Origin of the sequence: Neorhizobium tunisiense (assembly GCF_039631515.1) — a bacterium.
In the GTDB taxonomy this organism is placed as follows: Bacteria; Pseudomonadota; Alphaproteobacteria; order Rhizobiales; family Rhizobiaceae; genus Neorhizobium.
In genome coordinates this window covers 394841-413067 of record NZ_JBDIUU010000003.1, presented here as the reverse complement: position 1 = coordinate 413067, position 18227 = coordinate 394841, and the positions used below count along the sequence as shown (strand labels likewise).

The 18227-nt window shown below is 63.1% G+C and carries 20 protein-coding genes and 1 pseudogene; 9 read left to right on the top strand and 12 right to left on the bottom strand.

The window, feature by feature from the left end; genetic code table 11:
- Positions 1-54 precede the first annotated feature (54 nt).
- Positions 55-948: an alpha/beta hydrolase family protein gene (locus ABCW43_RS16130; RefSeq protein ID WP_345926177.1), complete on the bottom strand. Its 894-nt coding sequence runs from the start codon at positions 946-948 to the stop codon at positions 55-57.
- Between the two features lie 492 nt (positions 949-1440).
- Here ABCW43_RS16130 and ABCW43_RS16125 point away from each other — a divergent pair, with 492 nt between their 5' ends.
- From ABCW43_RS16125 to ABCW43_RS16110, 4 genes are all read left to right on the top strand, one after another.
- Positions 1441-1887 carry a hypothetical protein gene (locus ABCW43_RS16125; RefSeq protein ID WP_345926175.1) on the top strand — a complete coding sequence of 149 codons (447 nt, stop codon included), beginning with the start codon at positions 1441-1443 and terminating at the stop codon, positions 1885-1887.
- On the top strand, positions 1884-2648 hold the full coding sequence (ubiG, locus tag ABCW43_RS16120) for a bifunctional 2-polyprenyl-6-hydroxyphenol methylase/3-demethylubiquinol 3-O-methyltransferase UbiG (protein ID WP_345926173.1): 765 nt from the start codon (positions 1884-1886) through the stop codon (positions 2646-2648). The genes ABCW43_RS16125 and ubiG overlap by 4 nt, the downstream gene beginning before the upstream one ends.
- A gap of 61 nt (positions 2649-2709) precedes the next feature.
- The gene (locus tag ABCW43_RS16115) at positions 2710-2979 is read left to right on the top strand and encodes a ribbon-helix-helix domain-containing protein (protein WP_007770977.1); all 270 of its coding nucleotides are present in this window, start codon (positions 2710-2712) and stop codon (positions 2977-2979) included.
- Positions 2979-3278, top strand: a complete 300-nt coding sequence (locus tag ABCW43_RS16110; RefSeq protein ID WP_345926169.1) for a type II toxin-antitoxin system RelE/ParE family toxin — start codon at positions 2979-2981, stop codon at positions 3276-3278. The genes ABCW43_RS16115 and ABCW43_RS16110 overlap by 1 nt, the downstream gene beginning before the upstream one ends.
- 242 nt (positions 3279-3520) lie before the next feature.
- Here the strand turns inward: ABCW43_RS16110 and ABCW43_RS16105 are convergent, their stop codons facing one another.
- The 4 genes from ABCW43_RS16105 to ABCW43_RS16090 form a co-directional block, all read right to left on the bottom strand.
- The gene (locus tag ABCW43_RS16105) at positions 3521-3949 is read right to left on the bottom strand and encodes a DUF1178 family protein (protein WP_345926167.1); all 429 of its coding nucleotides are present in this window, start codon (positions 3947-3949) and stop codon (positions 3521-3523) included.
- Complete coding sequence (locus tag ABCW43_RS16100) at positions 3946-4800, bottom strand: carbon-nitrogen hydrolase family protein (protein ID WP_345926165.1); 855 nt, start codon at positions 4798-4800, stop codon at positions 3946-3948. The genes ABCW43_RS16105 and ABCW43_RS16100 overlap by 4 nt, the downstream gene beginning before the upstream one ends.
- Before the next feature lie 12 nt (positions 4801-4812).
- Positions 4813-5070 (bottom strand): glutaredoxin 3, encoded by a 258-nt coding sequence (gene grxC, locus ABCW43_RS16095; protein WP_345926163.1) that lies wholly within the window; start codon positions 5068-5070, stop codon positions 4813-4815.
- A gap of 70 nt (positions 5071-5140) precedes the next feature.
- Positions 5141-5917 (bottom strand): ComF family protein, encoded by a 777-nt coding sequence (locus ABCW43_RS16090; RefSeq protein WP_345926255.1) that lies wholly within the window; start codon positions 5915-5917, stop codon positions 5141-5143.
- A 58-nt stretch (positions 5918-5975) separates the two neighbouring features.
- Here ABCW43_RS16090 and ABCW43_RS16085 point away from each other — a divergent pair, with 58 nt between their 5' ends.
- A complete protein-coding gene (locus ABCW43_RS16085) occupies positions 5976-6851 on the top strand; it encodes a class I SAM-dependent methyltransferase (protein WP_345926161.1) in 876 nt (291 codons plus the stop codon).
- A gap of 16 nt (positions 6852-6867) precedes the next feature.
- On the opposite strand, the gene ABCW43_RS16080 is transcribed toward ABCW43_RS16085, so the two are convergent.
- From ABCW43_RS16080 to ABCW43_RS16055, 6 genes and pseudogenes are all read right to left on the bottom strand, one after another.
- Positions 6868-7041, bottom strand: a complete 174-nt coding sequence (locus ABCW43_RS16080) for a Flp family type IVb pilin (RefSeq protein ID WP_345926159.1) — start codon at positions 7039-7041, stop codon at positions 6868-6870.
- A gap of 48 nt (positions 7042-7089) precedes the next feature.
- Positions 7090-7410: a hypothetical protein gene (locus ABCW43_RS16075; protein ID WP_046633866.1), complete on the bottom strand. Its 321-nt coding sequence runs from the start codon at positions 7408-7410 to the stop codon at positions 7090-7092.
- A gap of 107 nt (positions 7411-7517) precedes the next feature.
- Positions 7518-7931 (bottom strand): 8-oxo-dGTP diphosphatase MutT, encoded by a 414-nt coding sequence (mutT, locus tag ABCW43_RS16070; protein ID WP_345926156.1) that lies wholly within the window; start codon positions 7929-7931, stop codon positions 7518-7520.
- Positions 7928-8748, bottom strand: a pseudogene (locus ABCW43_RS16065) (GNAT family N-acetyltransferase). The gene mutT and the pseudogene ABCW43_RS16065 overlap by 4 nt, the downstream one beginning before the upstream one ends.
- The gene (argJ, locus tag ABCW43_RS16060) at positions 8717-9958 is read right to left on the bottom strand and encodes a bifunctional glutamate N-acetyltransferase/amino-acid acetyltransferase ArgJ (RefSeq protein WP_345926150.1); all 1242 of its coding nucleotides are present in this window, start codon (positions 9956-9958) and stop codon (positions 8717-8719) included. The pseudogene ABCW43_RS16065 and the gene argJ overlap by 32 nt, the downstream one beginning before the upstream one ends.
- Before the next feature lie 60 nt (positions 9959-10018).
- Positions 10019-10891 (bottom strand): peptidylprolyl isomerase, encoded by an 873-nt coding sequence (locus ABCW43_RS16055; protein WP_046633857.1) that lies wholly within the window; start codon positions 10889-10891, stop codon positions 10019-10021.
- Between the two features lie 254 nt (positions 10892-11145).
- Here ABCW43_RS16055 and secA point away from each other — a divergent pair, with 254 nt between their 5' ends.
- Complete coding sequence (gene secA / locus ABCW43_RS16050) at positions 11146-13857, top strand: preprotein translocase subunit SecA (RefSeq protein WP_345926148.1); 2712 nt, start codon at positions 11146-11148, stop codon at positions 13855-13857.
- A 77-nt stretch (positions 13858-13934) separates the two neighbouring features.
- Here the strand turns inward: secA and ABCW43_RS16045 are convergent, their stop codons facing one another.
- Positions 13935-14840, bottom strand: a complete 906-nt coding sequence (locus ABCW43_RS16045; RefSeq protein ID WP_345926146.1) for a LysR family transcriptional regulator — start codon at positions 14838-14840, stop codon at positions 13935-13937.
- A 128-nt stretch (positions 14841-14968) separates the two neighbouring features.
- Here ABCW43_RS16045 and ABCW43_RS16040 point away from each other — a divergent pair, with 128 nt between their 5' ends.
- The 3 genes from ABCW43_RS16040 to ABCW43_RS16030 all read left to right on the top strand — a co-directional run bounded on the left by ABCW43_RS16040 (position 14969) and on the right by ABCW43_RS16030 (position 18192).
- Positions 14969-15211, top strand: coding sequence for a DUF2798 domain-containing protein (locus tag ABCW43_RS16040; protein ID WP_345926144.1), 243 nt, complete (start codon positions 14969-14971; stop codon positions 15209-15211).
- On the top strand, positions 15208-16668 hold the full coding sequence (locus ABCW43_RS16035; RefSeq protein ID WP_345926143.1) for an MFS transporter: 1461 nt from the start codon (positions 15208-15210) through the stop codon (positions 16666-16668). Before ABCW43_RS16040 ends, ABCW43_RS16035 begins: the two co-directional genes overlap by 4 nt.
- Positions 16669-16779: 111 nt before the next feature.
- A complete protein-coding gene (locus tag ABCW43_RS16030) occupies positions 16780-18192 on the top strand; it encodes a lipopolysaccharide biosynthesis protein (RefSeq protein ID WP_345926141.1) in 1413 nt (470 codons plus the stop codon).
- Positions 18193-18227 lie beyond the last annotated feature (35 nt).

Sequence of the window (18227 nt, the reverse complement as noted above, 5' to 3'; positions counted from 1 at the left end):
CAGGACCGGTGCGAAAGCTCGGGCCGAAAGACACCGCTCGTCTGACTGATATCTTCAGAGATAACCTTTGAAGAAGGCCAGCGTCGCCCGCCGCATCGCCTCGGTCTCGCGATGGCCGACGCCTGTCTCCGGCAGGAAAACCAGCGCGCCGTGCGCTTCGGCCTTGAGATAGGCGGCCTCCGTTTCGGCGAATGCACATTCCACCGCTGCCGGCGGCGTCAACGGGTCGTCCCAACCGATGCAGATCAGCTGCGGCCGCGGCGCCACCAGCCCGGCGATCTCGCCGATCGAGGTTTCTTTGAGCAGCCCCGGCACGGTCAGGTAATGGCCGTGCAGATCATGGGCGCCGGTTTCGACCAGCGTCGCGAAATCCGCGTAACAGCACAGATGCGCGTTCGCCTTCACCCTTGGATCCAGCGCCGCGAGGAAATAGGCGAGCGTCGCACCCATCGAAAGACCAGTGGCGCCGATCCTCTGCGGATCGACCTCCGGCCGGCCGGCGAGCCAGGTCAGCGCCGCGGCCTGCTCGGACAGCATCTGCCCGAACAGCGTTTTGCCGTGCCAGAGCGCCGCCTTGGTCGCCGCATCCTCCGTCACCCCGGCCCGCTCGCCAAACGTCGGCATGTCGATGCACAGCACCACATATCCGTCGCGCGCAAGAGCCGGCCCTGGCGCATCGAGCAGGGCCGGTCGGCCGTCGATCAGTTCAGAGGCGCCGATATCCCAGCGAGCGCCATGCGCATGGGCGTGCAGGATTGCCGGTCCGCGGGTGAGAAACCCTTCGCTCGGCCGGGTGAGGAAGCCACGCACCTCGGTGCCGTTCTCAAGCCGAAACCGCAGCCTCTCAAGAATATAGCCGTCGCGGATCTCGGTGGAACTGTCCACCAGCGTCAGGAAGACCTCCTCGAAGGCAAGCAGTTCCTTCAATCGCCCAACCGTGATCGCCATCTTGCCCTCCTCCCGCCTCACCATCCTTGCCCTCCCGCGAGGATGACCGCCGTCTGTGTCCTGCGGCTTTTCAGAGACATAGACGAAATCTCATCCCCTCGCATCCCCGCCTTACGATCCCATGCCTACAATCTGCCCGTCCCGTTTCGGCTACACCGGCCCGCATGACCGGCGAGACGGGGCCGGTGCCCTGATGGTCTGCCGTCATGCAGGCGGGTTGACAGGGGTTGCGCAGAAAATGGTCCCCCTCTCGCCTTGAGGCGGGGCGTGCGTGTGTCGCACACAACCCGGTATGGCATCCGCAAGGACGTAAGCCCATGCCGCCGCAGAGGGACCGGAGTTGCGCGGATAAATACGCCGAACGGGACACGTCGCGTGTCACTATTAAATTTCAATTCGAGGCACACGACGTGTCCCGGCCGAACTTCGAGCTTAACCCGAGAATGAAATGACTGGGATCACCAAGGGCAGACTCCGTCTTGCAAGAGGTTCATGGAAGAAATGGATAAGCCGGACTTCAGCGACTACGAAAAGCTTCGCGCCGAACAGCACGAGGAGTTATGCCGCGCCGCGGCGTCGATCTGCTTTCTGGACAGCGGCGTCTGCCGGTTGCGCGCCTGCCGCCGCCTGCGTGTCTGCAGTGGGCCGATGTTGCCGTCGGCGCATCAGATCCGGAAAGTCCGCGCCCAGGAGGAAATCGGACTGAGCGGCAAGGCCTGCGCCGATCTTCCGCTTTGCATCGCCAATCGCGAACCGAAATATTATGAACTCTTCAAACAGACCATGCAGAAGCTTCAGCAGATAGCGATCGATGAACCGAATCTCGACGTGTTCCGCGCCTGCATCTTGGTTGCGGCAAGGCGGCGCGCCAAGAAACATCTCTTGACTTCTCGCCCGCTGCATCCGACTTCAACGATAGAACAAGGAGCAGGACCATGACCGAAGCCGCCCGCAGCACGCTCGATCCCCGCACGACGATCGACCAGAGCGAAGTCGACCGGTTTTCCGCCATGGCCGCCGAATGGTGGGATCCGACCGGCAAGTTCAAGCCGCTCCACAAGTTCAATCCCGTTCGGCTCGCCTATCTCCGCGACCGCATCTGCGAAAATTTCGGCCGCGATCCGAAGAGCCATCTTCCGCTGTCCGGCCTGCGCATCCTCGATATCGGCTGCGGCGGCGGCCTGCTCTCCGAGCCGATCGCCCGCATGGGCGCCACCGTCGTCGGCGCCGACCCGTCTGAAAAGAACATCGGCATCGCCTCCACCCATGCGGCAGAAACCGGAACCTCGGTGGATTACCGCGCCGTCACCGCCGAACAGCTCGCCGAAGCCGGCGAGACATTCGACGTCGTGCTGAACATGGAAGTGGTTGAGCACGTCGCGGACGTCAATTTCTTCATCACCACCTGCGCCAACATGGTCCGCCCCGGCGGCCTGATGTTCGTCGCCACCATCAACCGCACCTTCAAGGCCGGTGCGCTCGCCATCTTCGCCGCCGAAAACATCCTGCGCTGGCTGCCCCGCGGCACCCATCAATACGAAAAGCTGGTCCGCCCGGAAGAGCTGGAAAAACCGATCTCCTCAGCCGGCATGGACATCATCCACCGCACCGGCGTCTTCTTCAACCCTCTCCAGGACCGCTGGAACCTGTCGCCGGACATGGACGTCAACTACATGATGCTCGCCAAGCGGCCGGCGTGAGGAACTTCCTCAGCCTGCCGATTCTGTGATAAGCTTCGAGCATCCCGTTTTGGAGAAGTCGATGACGGAAGCTGTGAAAATTACCGTGACGCTGGAGCCGGACATCGAGGATTTCGTCCGCGATCAAACAGAGCGTGGCTCGTTCACATCCTCCGGCGAATATATTGAGACCGTGCTGCGCGAGCGATACGAGCGAGAACGCGCCCGCGAACGGCTGGACGCGGAATTGCAGAAGGGTCTCGACGATGTTCGGGCCGGCCGGCTGGTGCCGATCGACGAAGCATTTGCGGAAGTCCGTAGACGGTTGGGCATCACTAAAAGCGGGCAGTGATGAAAGTCACCCTTTCTCGGGAAGCCATCGAGGATCTCGTCAGGATCGGCGACCATATCTTTCCGTCAAATCCTGCTCGCGCAGATACTTTCGTCACCGAACTGGAGAGCAAGTGCCTCCAATTGGCGGACATGCCATTCGCCTTTTCCAGAGTCCCTCATAACAGCAGTGCCCACATCCGCCGCCGGCCGCATGGGAACTACCTTATCTTTTACGAAATCCTGGATGCCGAATTGGTCGTCTTGAGGATCCTGCATGGCGCCCAGGACCACGAAAGCATCCTCTTCCCGGAAGAATAACATCCCCGCCCCCTCCCGCTCGGCTACAATCCCACCGAAAGCACATGCGCAAGCAGATCCGTCTGCTTCTCCGCATTGCGCGCGGAGAGTTCGCGCACTCGGGCACGGTCGATGGCGATCCTTCCGCCATCCGGCCCGTAGGGTTCTTTGAAATGGAAACCTTTCGGGCTCGGCCCGTGGTCGTGGAGATGTTCGAACCGCTCAACCGCTCACGCTGCCAGCCGCCTCGCCGCCCCGATCATTCAGTTCGTGTCTTCGGGGATGACCGGCAGCGGTGCGATCTCGATGCCTTCATCGAGAAGGTCGCGCACCTCGCCGAGGCTCGCCTGGCCGATGATGCCGCGGGCATCCGCCTCGCCGTAGTGGATCTTGCGGGCTTCCTCGGGGAATTTTTCGCCCACGTCCTCGGCATTGGCCTTGATCGCTGCAACCGCCTCCTTGAGCTTGGCGATCGCTTCCTGGCGGGCCAGGTCCATCACCATCGCCTGCTTCTCTTCCTTCTTTCGGGCGGTCGAAACAGAGGGCGTCATCAGCGTTTTGGAGACCGAGGCGGAATTGCAGACCGGACAGGTGAGAAACCCGCTCGCCACCTGCCGGTCGAAATCAGCGCTTTCCGAAAACCAGCCTTCGAACGTGTGGGCATTGTCGCAGATGAGCGAATACTTGATCAAGCGGCCACCTCTCCCGCCGCGTCCGTAACCGCATCGAGCGAAAACTCGCGGGCGTTCTTGAGGTTCGGGATCTTCCCGCGCGCCGACGAAACGGCGGCGATATCGATGTCGGCAAGGACGACGCCTTCGCCGGTGCCGCCGGCGGATGCGAGCACCCTGCCCCAGGGATCGACGATCATCGAATGGCCGAAGGTTTCGCGGCCATCCTCGTGCACGCCGGCCTGAGCTGCGGCGATCACGAAGGCACCGTTCTCGATCGCCCGGGCGCGCAGCAGGATTTCCCAATGAGCCTCGCCTGTCTGGCGGGTGAAGGCGGCCGGCACGGTCAGGATCTCGGCCCCGGCCAGGGCTTCGGTCCGGAAAAGCTGCGGGAAACGGACGTCGTAGCAGATCGCGAAACCGAGCTTGCCGAACGGCAGGTCGGCGACGCGGGCTTCGTTCCCCGGCTCATAGGCCGAGCTTTCGCGCCAGCTCTCGCCATTGTCCAGATCGACATCGAACATATGGATCTTGTCATAGGTGCAGATCTGCCGCCCGCCCGGGGCGAACAGGAAGGCGCGGTTGGCGATCTTGCCGCCATCGACCGCGATCGCCGTCGAGCCGATATGCAGGTGGATGCCGAGTTCGCTGGCAAGGCTGCGGGCGGTCGAGACGATGATGTCGCCCGCCTCGTCACGCAGCACGGCGCGCATGGCCTTGCGGTCCCGCTGCAGGAAGCCGGTCATCTCCGGGGTCTGGATATAGACCGCACCGTGCGCCGCAGCTTCACGCACCAGCCGTGCCATGTCGGCGGCGTTCTTTTCCGGATCGACGCCGGAGCACATCTGGATGGCGGCGGCCTTGAAAGCCATGGGAAAAACCTCTCAGTTCGCCAGCAGCGGGTCCAGCTTGCCGGCCCGGTCCAGCGCGTGAAGATCGTCGCAGCCGCCGACATGCGTCCCGTCGATGAAGATCTGCGGGAAGGTCGCGCGGCCGTTGGCCTTTCCGATCATCTCCTGGCGCAGTTCCTGCGAATAGGTGGCGTCATGCTCGGTATAGGAAACGCCTTTCGTCTCCAGCAATGCCTTGGCGCGTGCGCAGTAACCGCAATATTCGCGGGTATAGATAGTGACCTCTGCCATGATCGTCTCCGGGCGCGGCCCAGGGGGAAGGAAGTCGGGGATAGGCCGCGCGCAATAGTGTCTTCTTCTGTCATATAGGCGCGGCAACAGCCATTGCAAAGGTCAAAACCGTGACCTCCGCGGCACCCGCTTTCTTCAATGCGCGGGTGGCGGATGAAACTGTCGCACCGGTCGTATAGACATCGTCGATCAGCACCAACCGCTTGCCGAAGATGCGGTCCTCATGGCCCGGCGTGATCGTGAAAGCCGCCCGCACATTGTCCTCGCGGGCCCGCGCCGAAAGCCCCACCTGCCGGTTGGTGCGCTTGACGCGGATGAGGGTGGAGGCGAGGAACGGCCGGCCGGATTTCTGCGACAGATGCCGGGCGAGTTCCGCCGCCTGGTTGAATTTCCGTGAGGCAAAACGGGAGCGATGCAGCGGCACCGGCAGGATGCCATCGCAGGCGGCAACATGCCCGTCTGAGGCACGCAGCATCCAGCCGGCCATCATCCCCGCAAGATCGGTCCGGTCCCGGTATTTCAGGGAATGGACCAGATCGCGCGCCGCGCCCTCGAAGATTGCTGCCGAACGCAGGCGGTCGAAGACGGGCGGTTCGGCAATGGCTTGGGCCGACAGGATGCCCGGCCCCGGATCATACGAAAACGGCAGACCAAGCTTTTCGCAATAAGGCCGCTCGATGAAAAGGATCTCCCGCCAGCAGGTGGGGCAAAAACCCTGATGCGCCCCAGTCCGCACCCCGCAGCCGGGACAGGCTGGAGGATAGACGAGATCGCCGACCCATCTCGTCCACCCCGCGGCGAACGATGTTAGAAGTCGCAAGGGGTTGACGTTGGGCTCGGCGGACATGACTTGACAATAGCGGACGGAGCGCGCCTTTGCGACGGCAGAATACGAGTGGACGGCCATGGAAATTCTTTTCGACGAACAGCTGGTGAGCGCACGGCGCAGACGCGCGATAGCCGCCAAGAACAGCAATGCCGCATTCCTCCTGGACATTGCCGGCCGCGAGCTTGCAGACCGGCTGGCGGTCGTCGAACGCAAGTTCGAGACGGCGGTCGAACTGCATGGCGGAACCGGTATCGCCGCCCATGAGGCACTGGCGACTGGCAAGATCGGCACCTTGAGCCGCGTCGAGACCGATGCCGCCTTCTCGGGGCCTGGAGACGCCTTTACCACGGCCCCATTCGAAGACGTCCCTCTCGAACCCGAATCCGTCAATCTGGTCCTGTCGCCGCTCTCGTTGCATCTGGTCAACGACATGCCCGGCACGCTGATCCGCATCCGCCGCGCCCTGAGGCCCGACGGACTTTTTCTGGCGGCGATCCCCGGCTCCGGCACGTTGCAGGAAATGCGCGACGTCCTTCTCTCTGCCGAGGCGGAACTGACCGGCGGCGCGAGCCCCCGCGTCATACCGTTTGCCGATGTGCGCGATGTCGGCGCCCTGCTGCAGCGGGCCGGTTTCTCGCTGCCGGTCGTCGATGCCGAGACCTACACGGTGCGTTACGACTCGCTCTTCCCGCTGATGCGCGATTTACGCGCCATGGGCATGACCAACCCCCTCGCGGGCCGCAGCCGGGTGCCGGTGACGAGGCGTTTCTTCGTAAGGGCTGCGGAGCTTTATGCGGAACGTTATTCCGATCCGGACGGCCGCATCCGCGCCACCTTCTCGATCATCTACGCATCCGGCTGGGCACCGCACGAAAGCCAGCAGAAGCCGCTGAAGCCCGGCTCCGCCAAGATGCGGCTTGCCGATGCGCTGAACAGCCGCGGCTCGCGCTGAGCGGCCCGACCAGAAATCAGGGAATAGGCTTGTCCACGTTGTTAGAGACGGTTTCGAACGTATTCGTCAATGCGCCGGTAAAGGTGGCGAATCCGGCGATCATCGACAGCGAGATGATCGCGATGATGAGGCCATATTCCACGGCCGTCGCGCCGCTGCTATCATTCAGAAATAACCTGAAACGGCGCATGAAATGACCTTCGAATCAAATGGAGATAGCTCTGAAAAGCCCCCGGCGTCAGCAGTCGCTGCCCACGCCATAACCCTGCACGATGCAGACCGAGCCGGGCGTTTCCTGCAGCACGCTGCGCCGGATAGTATAATGTCTTGCGCCCTTTTCGCCTGGCTTGATGGAGCCCGTGCTGATCAGGTCGAAATCCTCCTGGACATGCGCCAGTCGGCGCTCGTCATTGCGGCCAGCGAGCATCGGCGTCACGATCAGCGAAAGAGCGATCGCGGCCGTCCCGAACAGAAGAGCGATATTGAGCGCGCCGGTTTTGCCGGAGCCATGCGCTGCCCGCTGACGGACCCGCACAGTTTTCCAGAATTCCTCGTCCATGCCTTCTAAAGCCTCATCAACGCGTTACCGGATAAGCCTTGAAGGTGCCACAATCGGCTAAACGATCCCTTAACGCCGTATGAATTCGGCCGCTCTAATTTTATCGATCAGAGCAGATCCTGCAGGATCGGGATGAGCGGCTCATCGGCCGGCGGCATCGGGTATTCCCTGAGCGCGTTCGGCCGCACCCATTTGATCGCCTGCCCTTCCCTTCCCGTCGGAATGCCTTCGAAACGACGGCAGATGTAGAGCGGCATCAGGAGGTGGAAGGTTTCGTAGGTATGGCTGGCGAAGGTGAGCGGCGCAAGGCAGGGGATCCTGGTCACGATGCCGAGCTCTTCCTCGAGCTCGCGCACCAGCGTCTCCTCGGGCGTCTCACCCGGCTCGACCTTGCCGCCGGGAAACTCCCAGAGGCCGGCCAGCGACTTGCCTTCCGGACGCTGCGCCAGAAGGATGCGGCCGTCGGTATCGATCAGCGCGCAGGCGGCGACGAGCAGGATCTTGCGGGGGGCATCGCTCATGCCCGGCCTTCCTGCCGCCAGTAACGGTATTCGTAGGCCTTGCGGAAGCCGAACTTTCGATAGAGCGCCATCGCCGGTTCGTTGGTCGAGACCACCTGGAGCCAGGCCGAACGCGCACCGCTGATACGAGCCCAGCGCAGCGCCGAAGACAGGATTTCGGTGCCTATGCCCTCGCGCCGATGCGCTTTGGCCACGGCAAAGGAGATGATCCCGGCAAGGTCGTTGTCCTGGACGCAGAGCGCCACGGCCGCGGCCCCTTCCTGCGGATTCTCCTTGATGAAGAAGCCGGAGGTTGGCTTGATCGAACTCAGAATCTCGGCAAGCGCCGGCTTCAGGCCCACATTTTCGCCATCGACCGCAAGGCTCGCATCGCAGAACCGGCCGATATCGTGGCTCGGCAGGTGATCGAGCGTGTCCGGCAGTTCCAGTTCGGTGAGGTTGACGGTCAGGACGTCGACGGTCTCGAACACCAGCCAATCGGCGGCATCGAGATGCTCGATAAGCTTGGGAGGAGCGAGCGGCGTCTCCCGGACGACCAGTTGACGGCCGTAATTCTCGAACCGCTTGCGCGCCTTCTCGAGCCGCATCGCCATGTCGCGGTGGTCGGATGGGTCGAGCGGTACGATGCAGTTCAATCGCTTGGAAGGATGGCCGCCGGTCAGCCGCACCTGCCAGCTTCCGTCATAAACGACGGACGCGGCCGGCCAGGCCCGAAAGCCCACGGCTTCGAGCCGCCTGACCAACGGCAGATCGTTATGAGGAGAGGATGCCTCGTTCAATTCCAGTCAGCTCCGGTAGTCGCCGTTGATGGCAACATATTCCTTGGTGAGGTCGCAGGTCCAGACGGTCGCCGTGCCGTCACCGAGACCGATATCGACCTTCACCGGAATGTCCTGTTCCTTCATGACGGCGGTGGTCGCGGCTTCGGAATAGGCCGGATCGCGCTCGCCGTCGACGGCGACGCGCACGTCGCCGAACCAGATCGCCAACCGGTCGCGGTCGGCCATTTCGCCGGACTTGCCGACGGCCATGACGATGCGGCCCCAATTGGCGTCTTCGCCGGCAATTGCCGTCTTGACCAGCGGCGAATTGGCGATCGACAGCGCGATCGTCTTTGCCGCCGCATCGCTCTCGGCGCCGGTGACGGTGATCTCGACCATCTTGCGGGCACCTTCGCCGTCGCGAACGACCTGCAGGGCCAGATCCTTCAGGAGATCGTTGAGCGCGACACGGAAGCTTGCCAGGCGCGGATCGTCGGCAGTCTCGACGCGGGTCTGGCCGTCCGCAGCGGCAGCGCCGGTGGCAAACAGCATCAGCGTATCGGAGGTCGAGGTGTCGCTGTCGACGGTGACCGAATTGAAGGTGGGGCCAACGCCGGCGGACAGCAGGCTCTGCAGCGCCGGCGATGCGATGTCCGCATCGGTCGCCACGAAGGACAGCATGGTCGCCATGTCGGGGGCGATCATGCCGGCGCCCTTGGAGATGCCGTTGATCGTCACCGTGACGCCGCCGATCTCGGCGGTCCGGGTCGCGACTTTCGGATAGGTGTCGGTGGTCATGATGGCCTTGGCGGCCTCCAGCCAGAAGTCGCCGGTGGCGCCGCTGTTCATGTCGCCGAGCACGCCTGCGAATTTCGTCGCGTCGAGCGGTTCGCCGATCACGCCGGTCGAAGCCAGATAGACCTCGTTCTGGCCGCAGCCGACCGCTTCGGAAGCCGATTTTGCGGTGAGTTCAGTCGCGGCCTTGCCCTTGACGCCGGTAAAGGCGTTGGCATTGCCGGAATTGACGACCACGGCGCGCGCCACCCCGTGCGACAGATTGGCACGGCAGAAATCGACCGGCGCCGAAGGGCACTTGGAGCGCGTGAAGACGCCCGCGACGGTCGCCGGCTCGTCGAACACCATCAGCAGCACGTCGGTGCGGTTCTTGTACTTGATCCCGGCAGCGGCTGTCGCCATGCGCACGCCGCGGATCGCCGGCATGTCGGGATAGGATTTCGGAGCGAGCGGCGAAACGGAATCGGACATCGGAAATTACCTGGCTCAAATAAGGAGAGGGCCCGGAAAATCCGGGCCCGTTGTCGAGAATTACTGCTGGACCGGCGCGTCGCCCGCTTCCTGCATCTTGCTGACGTCTTCATAGCCCTTCTTGAGGGCAGCATCCTTGATGTCGATCTTCTGCTCGCTCTTCGCCTTGGTGATGAGGGCGACGTACTTGTCGCGCATCACCAGCTGCTTGACCTGGTCCTCGACCTGGTCGAAAGCCGGCGCCGGGGCATCGCGCGTGTCTTCCAGCTTGATGACATGATAGCCGAACTGCGACTTGACCGGCGTCTTGCTATACTCGCCCTTCTTCAGGGCGAAAGCGACTTCTTCGAATTCCGGAACCATGCGGCCGCGGCCGAACCAGCCAAGGTCGCCGCCTTCATCCTTGTTGGAATCCTGGGACTTTTCCTTGGCTATCGCGGCGAAATCCTTGCCCTTGTCGAGATCGGCGATGATCGCCTTGGCCTCGTCCTCGGTCTTCACGAGGATGTGGCGGGCATGCACTTCTTCCTGCTTCGGCAGGGACGCGATTTCCTTGTCGTAGCGAGCCTTGACCTCTGCCGGGGTGGTGGCGTCGATCACATGCTTGCGGAAGTAGGCGTTATGCAGCTCGCGGTCGGCGATATAGTCCATCCGCTTCTTGAAGTCCGGCGTATCCTTGATGCCTTCGGCGAGGGCACCCTTGGCGAGCAGCTTGACGTCGATCGCGCCGGAAAGGGCTGCGACCTTCTTCTGGTCGTCCGGAAGCTGGGCCAGCTGCGGGTCGAGGTTCTGGACCGCAATATCCAGTTCCGACTGGTGAATTTCCAGGTCGCCGACCTTGGCAACGACCGGATCCTCTGCCGCAAAGGCGGGAGCCTGGCAGAGGATCGCGGCGGCCAGCGCGGCCGTCATGAGAAACTTGTGGCGCAACATCGATAAAGACCTTTCGATAAGGAAGCCGGTTTCAGAACGTCTGATTCCGGCCAGAAAACCTTCACAAACACCGGATTGTGGCCATTCTGTATCGGCCGCCACCGTTGACATCATTCGACCCCCCTCTTATCTGTCACGCAACTTGGCGTCCAGCAGAGTTTCCGGGCGTGACGGGTCATTTTATCGGCATCAGAAACCGATGGCTCGACCGGTCCCGCGCCCTCATGGGACAGATTTCAGAAAGGACCATTCGTATGGTCAGCCTTGGCGGCATCGCCCGCAAATTGTTCGGTTCGGCAAACGATCGCCGCGTGCGCAGCTACCAGCCGACTATCGACGCGATCAATGCAATCGAGGAGAAGACCAAGGCTCTCTCCGACGAACAGCTTGCAGCCCAGACGGTGGAGTTCAGGAAACTGCTCGCCGAGGGCAAGACGCTCGACGACATCCTGATCCCGGCCTTTGCGGTCGTGCGCGAGGCCTCCCGCCGCGTACTCGGCATGCGCCCGTTCGACGTGCAGCTGACCGGCGGCATGATCCTTCACGATGGCGCGATCGCCGAGATGAAGACCGGCGAAGGCAAGACGCTGGTGGCAACGCTGCCCGTCTACCTCAACGCGCTCGCCGGGAAGGGCGTGCATGTGGTCACCGTCAACGATTACCTCGCCCAGCGCGACGCCCATACGATGGGCAAGCTTTACGGCTTCCTGGGCCTGACAACCGGCGTGATCGTCCATGGCCTCAGCGACGAAGAGCGCCGAGCCAACTACGCCTGCGACATCACCTACGCCACCAACAACGAACTCGGCTTCGATTATCTGCGCGATAACATGAAGTACGAGCGCAGCCAGATGGTCCAGCGCGGCCACAATTACGCGATCGTCGACGAAGTGGACTCGATCCTGGTCGACGAGGCGCGTACGCCGCTGATCATCTCCGGCCCGCTCGACGACCGTTCGGAACTCTACAACACGATCGACGCCTTCATCCCAGTGCTGACGCCGGAAGACTACGAGATCGACGAAAAGCAGCGCTCCGCCAACTTCTCCGAAGCCGGCACCGAAAAGCTCGAGAACCTGCTGCGCCAGGCCGGCCTGCTCAAGGGCGAATCCCTCTACGACGTCGAGAACGTGGCGATCGTCCACCACATCAATAACGCGCTGAAGGCCCACAAGCTCTTCACCCGCGACAAGGACTATATCGTCCGCAACGACGAGATCGTCATCATCGACGAATTCACGGGCCGCATGATGCCCGGCCGCCGGTATTCGGAAGGCCAGCACCAGGCGCTCGAAGCCAAGGAAAAGGTGCAGATCCAGCCGGAGAACCAGACGCTCTCCTCGATCACCTTCCAGAACTATTTCCGCATGTACGGAAAGCTCGCCGGCATGACCGGTACGGCCCAGACCGAAGCGGAAGAGTTCGGCAACATCTACAAGCTCGAAGTGGTCGAAGTGCCGACCAACCTGCCGATCCAGCGTATCGACGAGGACGACGAGGTCTACCGGACCTTCGACGAAAAGTTCAAGGCGATCATCGAAGAGATCAAACAAGCCCATGAACGCGGCCAGCCGGTCCTGGTCGGCACGACCTCGATCGAGAAGTCGGAACTGCTGGCGACCATGCTGCGCCAGTCCGGGTTCACCAACTTCCAGGTCCTGAACGCCCGCTACCACGAGCAGGAAGCCTATATCGTGTCGCAAGCCGGCGTGCCGGGCGCCGTCACCATCGCCACCAACATGGCCGGCCGCGGTACCGACATCCAGCTCGGCGGCAATATCGACATGCGCCTCGAGCGCGAGCTCGAAGGCATGGAGCCGGGTCCGGAACGCGACGCCAAGGAAGCGGCAAGCCGCGAGGAAGTGAAGCAGCTCAAGGAAAAGGCGCTTGCCGCCGGCGGCCTCTACGTCATCGCCACCGAGCGCCACGAAAGCCGCCGCATCGACAACCAGCTTCGCGGCCGTTCCGGCCGTCAGGGCGACCCGGGCCGTTCGAAGTTCTACCTGTCGCTCCAGGACGACCTGATGCGCATCTTCGGCTCCGACCGCATGGACAGCATGCTGCAGAAGCTCGGCCTCAAGGAAGGCGAAGCGATCGTCCATCCCTGGATCAACAAGGCGCTGGAACGCGCCCAGAAGAAGGTCGAAGCCCGCAACTTCGACATCCGTAAGAACCTTCTTAAATACGACGACGTCACCAACGACCAGCGCAAGGTGATCTTCGAACAGCGCATCGAGATGATGGATTCGCCTGACGTCTCCGAAGTCGTCGAGGAAATGCGCGCCGAGGTGATCGAAATCCTCGTCACCAAGCACATTCCGGAACGCGCCTATGCCGAGCAATGGAACGCGCCGGGCCTGCGGGAAGACGTCGGCCGCCTTCTCAATCTCGACCTGCCGATCGAGGACTGGGTCAAGGAGGAGGGTATTGGCGAAACTGATATCCGCGAACGGATCACGGAAGCCGCCGACAAGGCCGCGGCCGACCGCAAGGAGCGTTTCGGCGCCGATATCATGACCTATGTGGAGCGCTCCGTGCTGCTCCAGACGCTCGACCACCTGTGGCGCGAGCATATCGTCAATCTCGACCACCTGCGCTCGGTCATCGGCTTCCGCGGTTACGCCCAGCGTGACCCGCTGCAGGAATACAAGGCGGAAGCCTTCGAGCTGTTCCAGGCCCTTCTCGCCAACCTGCGCGAGGCGGTCACCGCCCAGCTGATGCGCGTCGAGCTGGTGCAGAACCCGGAACCGCCGCAGCCGCCGGCGATCTACGACGAACAGCATGTCGATCCGACGACCGGCCTCAACCAGATCACCGGCTTCGACAGCGAAAACTTCATCGCCGCTCCGGAGGATCGCCGTCCGGAAGACCAGTCCACCTGGGGCAAGATCGGCCGCAACGAGGCCTGCCCGTGCGGATCCGGCAAGAAATACAAGCATTGCCACGGCGCCTTCGAACAGGCCTGAGGCATCTGCTAAAACTTGATGATACGAGCGCCGCCTTCCGGGCGGCGTTTTCGTTTCCGCCTTCCGGAAGGAACGGATCAGCCGCCGGCTGGAACTCCGGCGCAGACTTCCCGAACACATGTCCGCAGCCACCGGTGAGCCGGATCGGCATCCAGCCGCGGATGCCAGAGCAATGACACAGTGATCTCGGGCACCGCGACCGGCAGGGAGAAACTGAACATTCCGGCACGCAAGTTGCCGCTGTGCCGCTCGGGAATGCTGGCGATCAGATCCGAGGACCGGGCGAGAACCAGCGCCGTGGCAAAACCGTCCACGATCGTCACGATCCGCCGTTCCAACCCCGACGCGGCCAGGCTCTCGTCGATCGCCCCTTTTTCCAGCCCCCTTCGCGAAACCAGGATATGACCGCCCGCCGCATATCGCCGAGCCGATATCTCGCCCTCGCTCAGCGGATGCCCGCTGCGCACGACGCCGATGAAACGGTCCCGGAACAGCGCCTGGGCCCGCACTTCCGGACCGATCGTCCCGTCGACGACCCCGGTTTCCAGATCGACGCTTCCGTCGCGAAGCGAGGCGCTGTCCTTGTCCGGCTTGCGGACGAAACGCAGCCGCACGCCGGGCGCTTGAGCGCTGACACGGACGATAAGGCCAGGCCCGAAATTCTCGACGAAACCCTCGCTGGTGCGCAGCGTAAATGTTCGGACGAGCTTACCGAGATCGAGCATCTCGACCGGCCGCAAGACCGCTTCCGCGTCCTGCACGAGGCCGCCGACCCGCTCGCGCAGCTCGATCGCCCGCGGCGTTGGCACGAGCCCGCGGCCGGCCCTCACCAGCAACGGATCGCCCGTCGTCTCGCGCAATCGTGCCAAGGCCCGGCTCATGGCCGACTGGCTGAGTCGCAGCCGTTTGGCCGCCCGCGCCACGCTGCCTTCTGCCAAAAGGACGTCGAGAGTGAAAAGCAGGTTGAGATCGGGTCTGGGCATGCGCGCAGGATAACACAGACACTTCGATATGACATGGCGCCAGATGCATTGAATTGATGCAAATGATGCGCCTTCCGCCATTCCTTGTCGTGGGATAGCCATCGGACAACAGTTTCTGGAGGTTCCCCATGATACCCGTACGACTGATACCCGTCATTTTCGGCCTTGTTCTTTCCTGCCTGATGTCCCTGCTTATCTCCGGCGTTTCCACGCTCCGTAGCGCAGGGCTGATCGACGGCTTCTTCGGGATCTGGATGGGAGCATGGCTCCCCTCCTGGATCATCGCCTTTCCGGTCGTGCTGGTTGTCGCGCCGCTTGGGCGGCGGATCGTAAGCAACCTCGCGAGACCGGCGGAGGGCCAAAAACGATGACCTCCGCCGCCCACGATCCGGTTCCGCAATCGGCAGAACGGACGAGTACCTTCCGTGGGGCGCTCGCCGGCCTTTCGCTCTCGATGTTGCTCTCTTCGCTCGGCACCAGCGTCGCCAATGTCAGCCTGCCGACATTGGCGCAGGCCTTCGACGCTTCCTTCCAGCAGGTCCAATGGGTGGTCCTTGCCTATCTTCTCGCCATCACCACCCTGATCGTCAGCGTCGGGCGGCTTGGCGACATTTCGGGACGTCGGCGGCTCCTGCTCGCCGGGATCACCCTTTTCACGGTAGCCTCGCTCGCCTGCGGAATTGCACCGACGCTGGGGTTCCTGATTGCCGCACGGGCGGCGCAAGGTCTCGGAGCCGCCGCCATGATGGCGCTCACCATGGCCTTTGTCGCTGACATATTTCCCAAGGCACGTACCGGCGCCGCCATGGGATTGCTCGGAACCATGTCGGCAATCGGCACCGCGCTCGGCCCTTCCCTGGGTGGCCTTCTGATCGCCGGCGCCGGCTGGCGGACGATCTTCCTGATCAACGTGCCGCTGGGCCTGCTGGCGGCCCTTCTCGCCTATCGTTACCTGCCTGCCGATCTTCGGCGCGAAAAACCGGACCAGAGACCGGGCTTCGACATTGCAGGCACGCTGCTGCTTGCCATGGTGCTTGCGGCCTATGCCCTCGCCATGACGGTCGGCCGCGGCAGTCCTGGTCCAGCCAACGCCGCCCTGCTGCTGCTGGCTGCCGTCGGAGCCGGCCTGTTTGTCCTTGTCGAAGCGAAAGCGGCGTCACCCCTGATCCGACTATCGATGTTGCGCAATCCAGCCTTGAGCACGGGGTTGATAACCAGCGCGCTTGTCTCGGCGGTGATGATGTCGACGCTGGTGGTCGGGCCGTTCTATCTTTCGCGTTCGCTCGAACTCGATGCGGCTCTGGTCGGGTTCGTGATGTCGATTGGGCCGGTTGTCTCCACATTCAGCGGCGTGCCGGCCGGCCGGCTCGTCGACCGTCTGGGCGCGGCGACCGCGGTCACTATCGGTCTTGTCGCAATGCTGGCCGGCTCGCTTGCCCTCACCCTGCTTCCCGAAACGTTCGGCATTGGTGGTTACGTCGCTGCCATCGCGGTGCTGACGCCCGGTTATCAACTGTTCCAGGCAGCCAACAACACCGCGGTCATGGTGGACGTCGGTGCGCAGCAGCGCGGCGTCGTTTCCGGCCTGCTCAATCTGTCGCGCAATCTCGGCCTCATCACCGGCGCCTCGCTGATGGGTGCCGTATTCGCAATGGCCTCGGGAACGGGCGATGTCGCGACAGCACCTCCGCAAGCCGTGGCCGCCGGCATGTCGTTCACCTTCGCGATTGCGGTGGTGATGATTGCCGTCGCACTTGCCATTGCCGCTGTTCACCAGGTTGTTCCGGCCGTCCGCAACCTTATGACCCGCTCTTCCAGGGAGCCTTGAAGTTCACAGTTCGCGAAGCCATCGACGGTCGGGCGAACCCTTTCTTAACCCTGCTGTGGCAACACTTTCGGCCATTGTTCCCGTCGTCGTTACGAGTATTGCGTGCCCATCATGGCGGTTATCGAAACAGCGGAAAGATTGCTTCCGCCTGGTCTGAGGACCCGGCTGGAACCGCTGACCCGCAAGCTCGAAAAGATCCTCACCGACGACGACGAGACGGCACGCGCCCAGCGCCGTGCCCTGATCGCTTTTGTCATCCGGGTCTTCAGCGCCGCCATTGCATTCGTGTCGCAGATCGTGCTCGCCCGCCTGATGGGCGAGTTCGAATACGGCATCTTCGCCTTCGTCTGGGTCCTGGTCGTGCTTGCCGGCAATCTCTCCTGCCTCGGCTTTCACACCTCCGTCATCCGCTTCCTGCACCAGCACAAGGCGCGTGGCGAGGTGGCGACCGTGCGCGGGCTCAATCTTGCCGTCCGCCTGGTGGCGGTTATCTCGGCAAGTACGGTTGCCGGCCTCGGCTTCCTGTTCCTGCATGTCTACGGCCACACGGTCGAGGCCTATTACCTCGTGCCGGTGTCGCTAGCCTTCTTCACCATACCGATGATCGCGCTCGGCGACATACTGGACGGCACCGCGCGTTCGAACGGCTGGACGGTGACGGCGCTCAGCCCGACCTACCTGATCCGCCCGACCCTGATCCTCGCGTTCATGCTGGTTGCACTCTGGTTCGGCGCTGCCCACACGGCCGTTACCGCCATGCAGGCAGCCCTTGCCGCAACCTATGTCACGACGCTATTTCAGCTGCTGCGCCTGACGCTGCGCCTGCGCCGGCTCTACGGACCGGGCCCGATGCAGTTCGAGATCGGCGCCTGGTTCCGCTATTCGCTGCCGCTCTTCCTCGTCGACGGCATCGGCTTCCTGCTGACCAATGCCGACGTCGTCGTCGTCGGCCTCTACCTGCCGCCGGACCAGGTCGGCATCTACTACGCAGCCGCCAAGACGATCGTGCTCGTCCAGTTCGTCTATTTCTCGATCAAGGCCGCCGCCGGCCCCCGTTTTTCCGCCATCTTGGCCGAAGAGGATATGCTGGCGCTGGCCGCCTTTGCCGGACAGACCGCGCGCTGGAGTTTTTGGCCCTCGCTTGCCGTCGGGCTCGCCGCGCTGGCTTCCGGCGAACTGCTTCTGTCGCTGTTCGGCAGCGCGTTCACGGCCGGCTACTGGCTGATGGCGATCCTGTTTTGCGGCATCCTCGCCAAATCCATGGTCGGCCCCGGCGAGGTGCTGCTCAGCATGGCCGGTCGCCAGAAGCTCTGCGTCCTGCTTTACGCCGTGACGCTTTCGGCGAGCATCGGCCTCAATGTCGTGCTGATCCCGCGCTTCGGCCTGACGGGCGCGGCGATGGCGACGGCGACGGCGATGATGATCGAGGCGATCCTTCTGCATATCGCGGTCCGCCGCACGCTCGGCATCGTGCTCTTCGCCTTTGCCGATCCGACGCCCTCTGCTCCTTCAAAGGCTTCGTGACCATGGCGCAACCCCCGTTCAGCAGCGAATTCGAG

Coding starts and splice junctions, on each gene's coding strand:
- ABCW43_RS16080 (WP_345926159.1), bottom strand. CDS start 7,041: ATGCGCCGTTTCAGGTTATTTCTGAATGATAGCAGCGGCGCGACGGCC.
- ABCW43_RS16035 (WP_345926143.1), top strand. CDS start 15,208: ATGACCTCCGCCGCCCACGATCCGGTTCCGCAATCGGCAGAACGGACG.
- mutT (WP_345926156.1), bottom strand. CDS start 7,931: ATGAGCGATGCCCCCCGCAAGATCCTGCTCGTCGCCGCCTGCGCGCTG.
- ubiG (WP_345926173.1), top strand. CDS start 1,884: ATGACCGAAGCCGCCCGCAGCACGCTCGATCCCCGCACGACGATCGAC.
- ABCW43_RS16115 (WP_007770977.1), top strand. CDS start 2,710: ATGACGGAAGCTGTGAAAATTACCGTGACGCTGGAGCCGGACATCGAG.
- secA (WP_345926148.1), top strand. CDS start 11,146: ATGGTCAGCCTTGGCGGCATCGCCCGCAAATTGTTCGGTTCGGCAAAC.
- ABCW43_RS16110 (WP_345926169.1), top strand. CDS start 2,979: ATGAAAGTCACCCTTTCTCGGGAAGCCATCGAGGATCTCGTCAGGATC.
- ABCW43_RS16130 (WP_345926177.1), bottom strand. CDS start 948: ATGGCGATCACGGTTGGGCGATTGAAGGAACTGCTTGCCTTCGAGGAG.
- ABCW43_RS16055 (WP_046633857.1), bottom strand. CDS start 10,891: ATGTTGCGCCACAAGTTTCTCATGACGGCCGCGCTGGCCGCCGCGATC.
- ABCW43_RS16100 (WP_345926165.1), bottom strand. CDS start 4,800: ATGGCTTTCAAGGCCGCCGCCATCCAGATGTGCTCCGGCGTCGATCCG.
- ABCW43_RS16090 (WP_345926255.1), bottom strand. CDS start 5,917: ATGTCCGCCGAGCCCAACGTCAACCCCTTGCGACTTCTAACATCGTTC.
- ABCW43_RS16040 (WP_345926144.1), top strand. CDS start 14,969: ATGATACCCGTACGACTGATACCCGTCATTTTCGGCCTTGTTCTTTCC.
- grxC (WP_345926163.1), bottom strand. CDS start 5,070: ATGGCAGAGGTCACTATCTATACCCGCGAATATTGCGGTTACTGCGCA.
- argJ (WP_345926150.1), bottom strand. CDS start 9,958: ATGTCCGATTCCGTTTCGCCGCTCGCTCCGAAATCCTATCCCGACATG.
- ABCW43_RS16085 (WP_345926161.1), top strand. CDS start 5,976: ATGGAAATTCTTTTCGACGAACAGCTGGTGAGCGCACGGCGCAGACGC.
- ABCW43_RS16045 (WP_345926146.1), bottom strand. CDS start 14,840: ATGCCCAGACCCGATCTCAACCTGCTTTTCACTCTCGACGTCCTTTTG.
- ABCW43_RS16125 (WP_345926175.1), top strand. CDS start 1,441: ATGGAAGAAATGGATAAGCCGGACTTCAGCGACTACGAAAAGCTTCGC.
- ABCW43_RS16030 (WP_345926141.1), top strand. CDS start 16,780: ATGGCGGTTATCGAAACAGCGGAAAGATTGCTTCCGCCTGGTCTGAGG.
- ABCW43_RS16075 (WP_046633866.1), bottom strand. CDS start 7,410: ATGGACGAGGAATTCTGGAAAACTGTGCGGGTCCGTCAGCGGGCAGCG.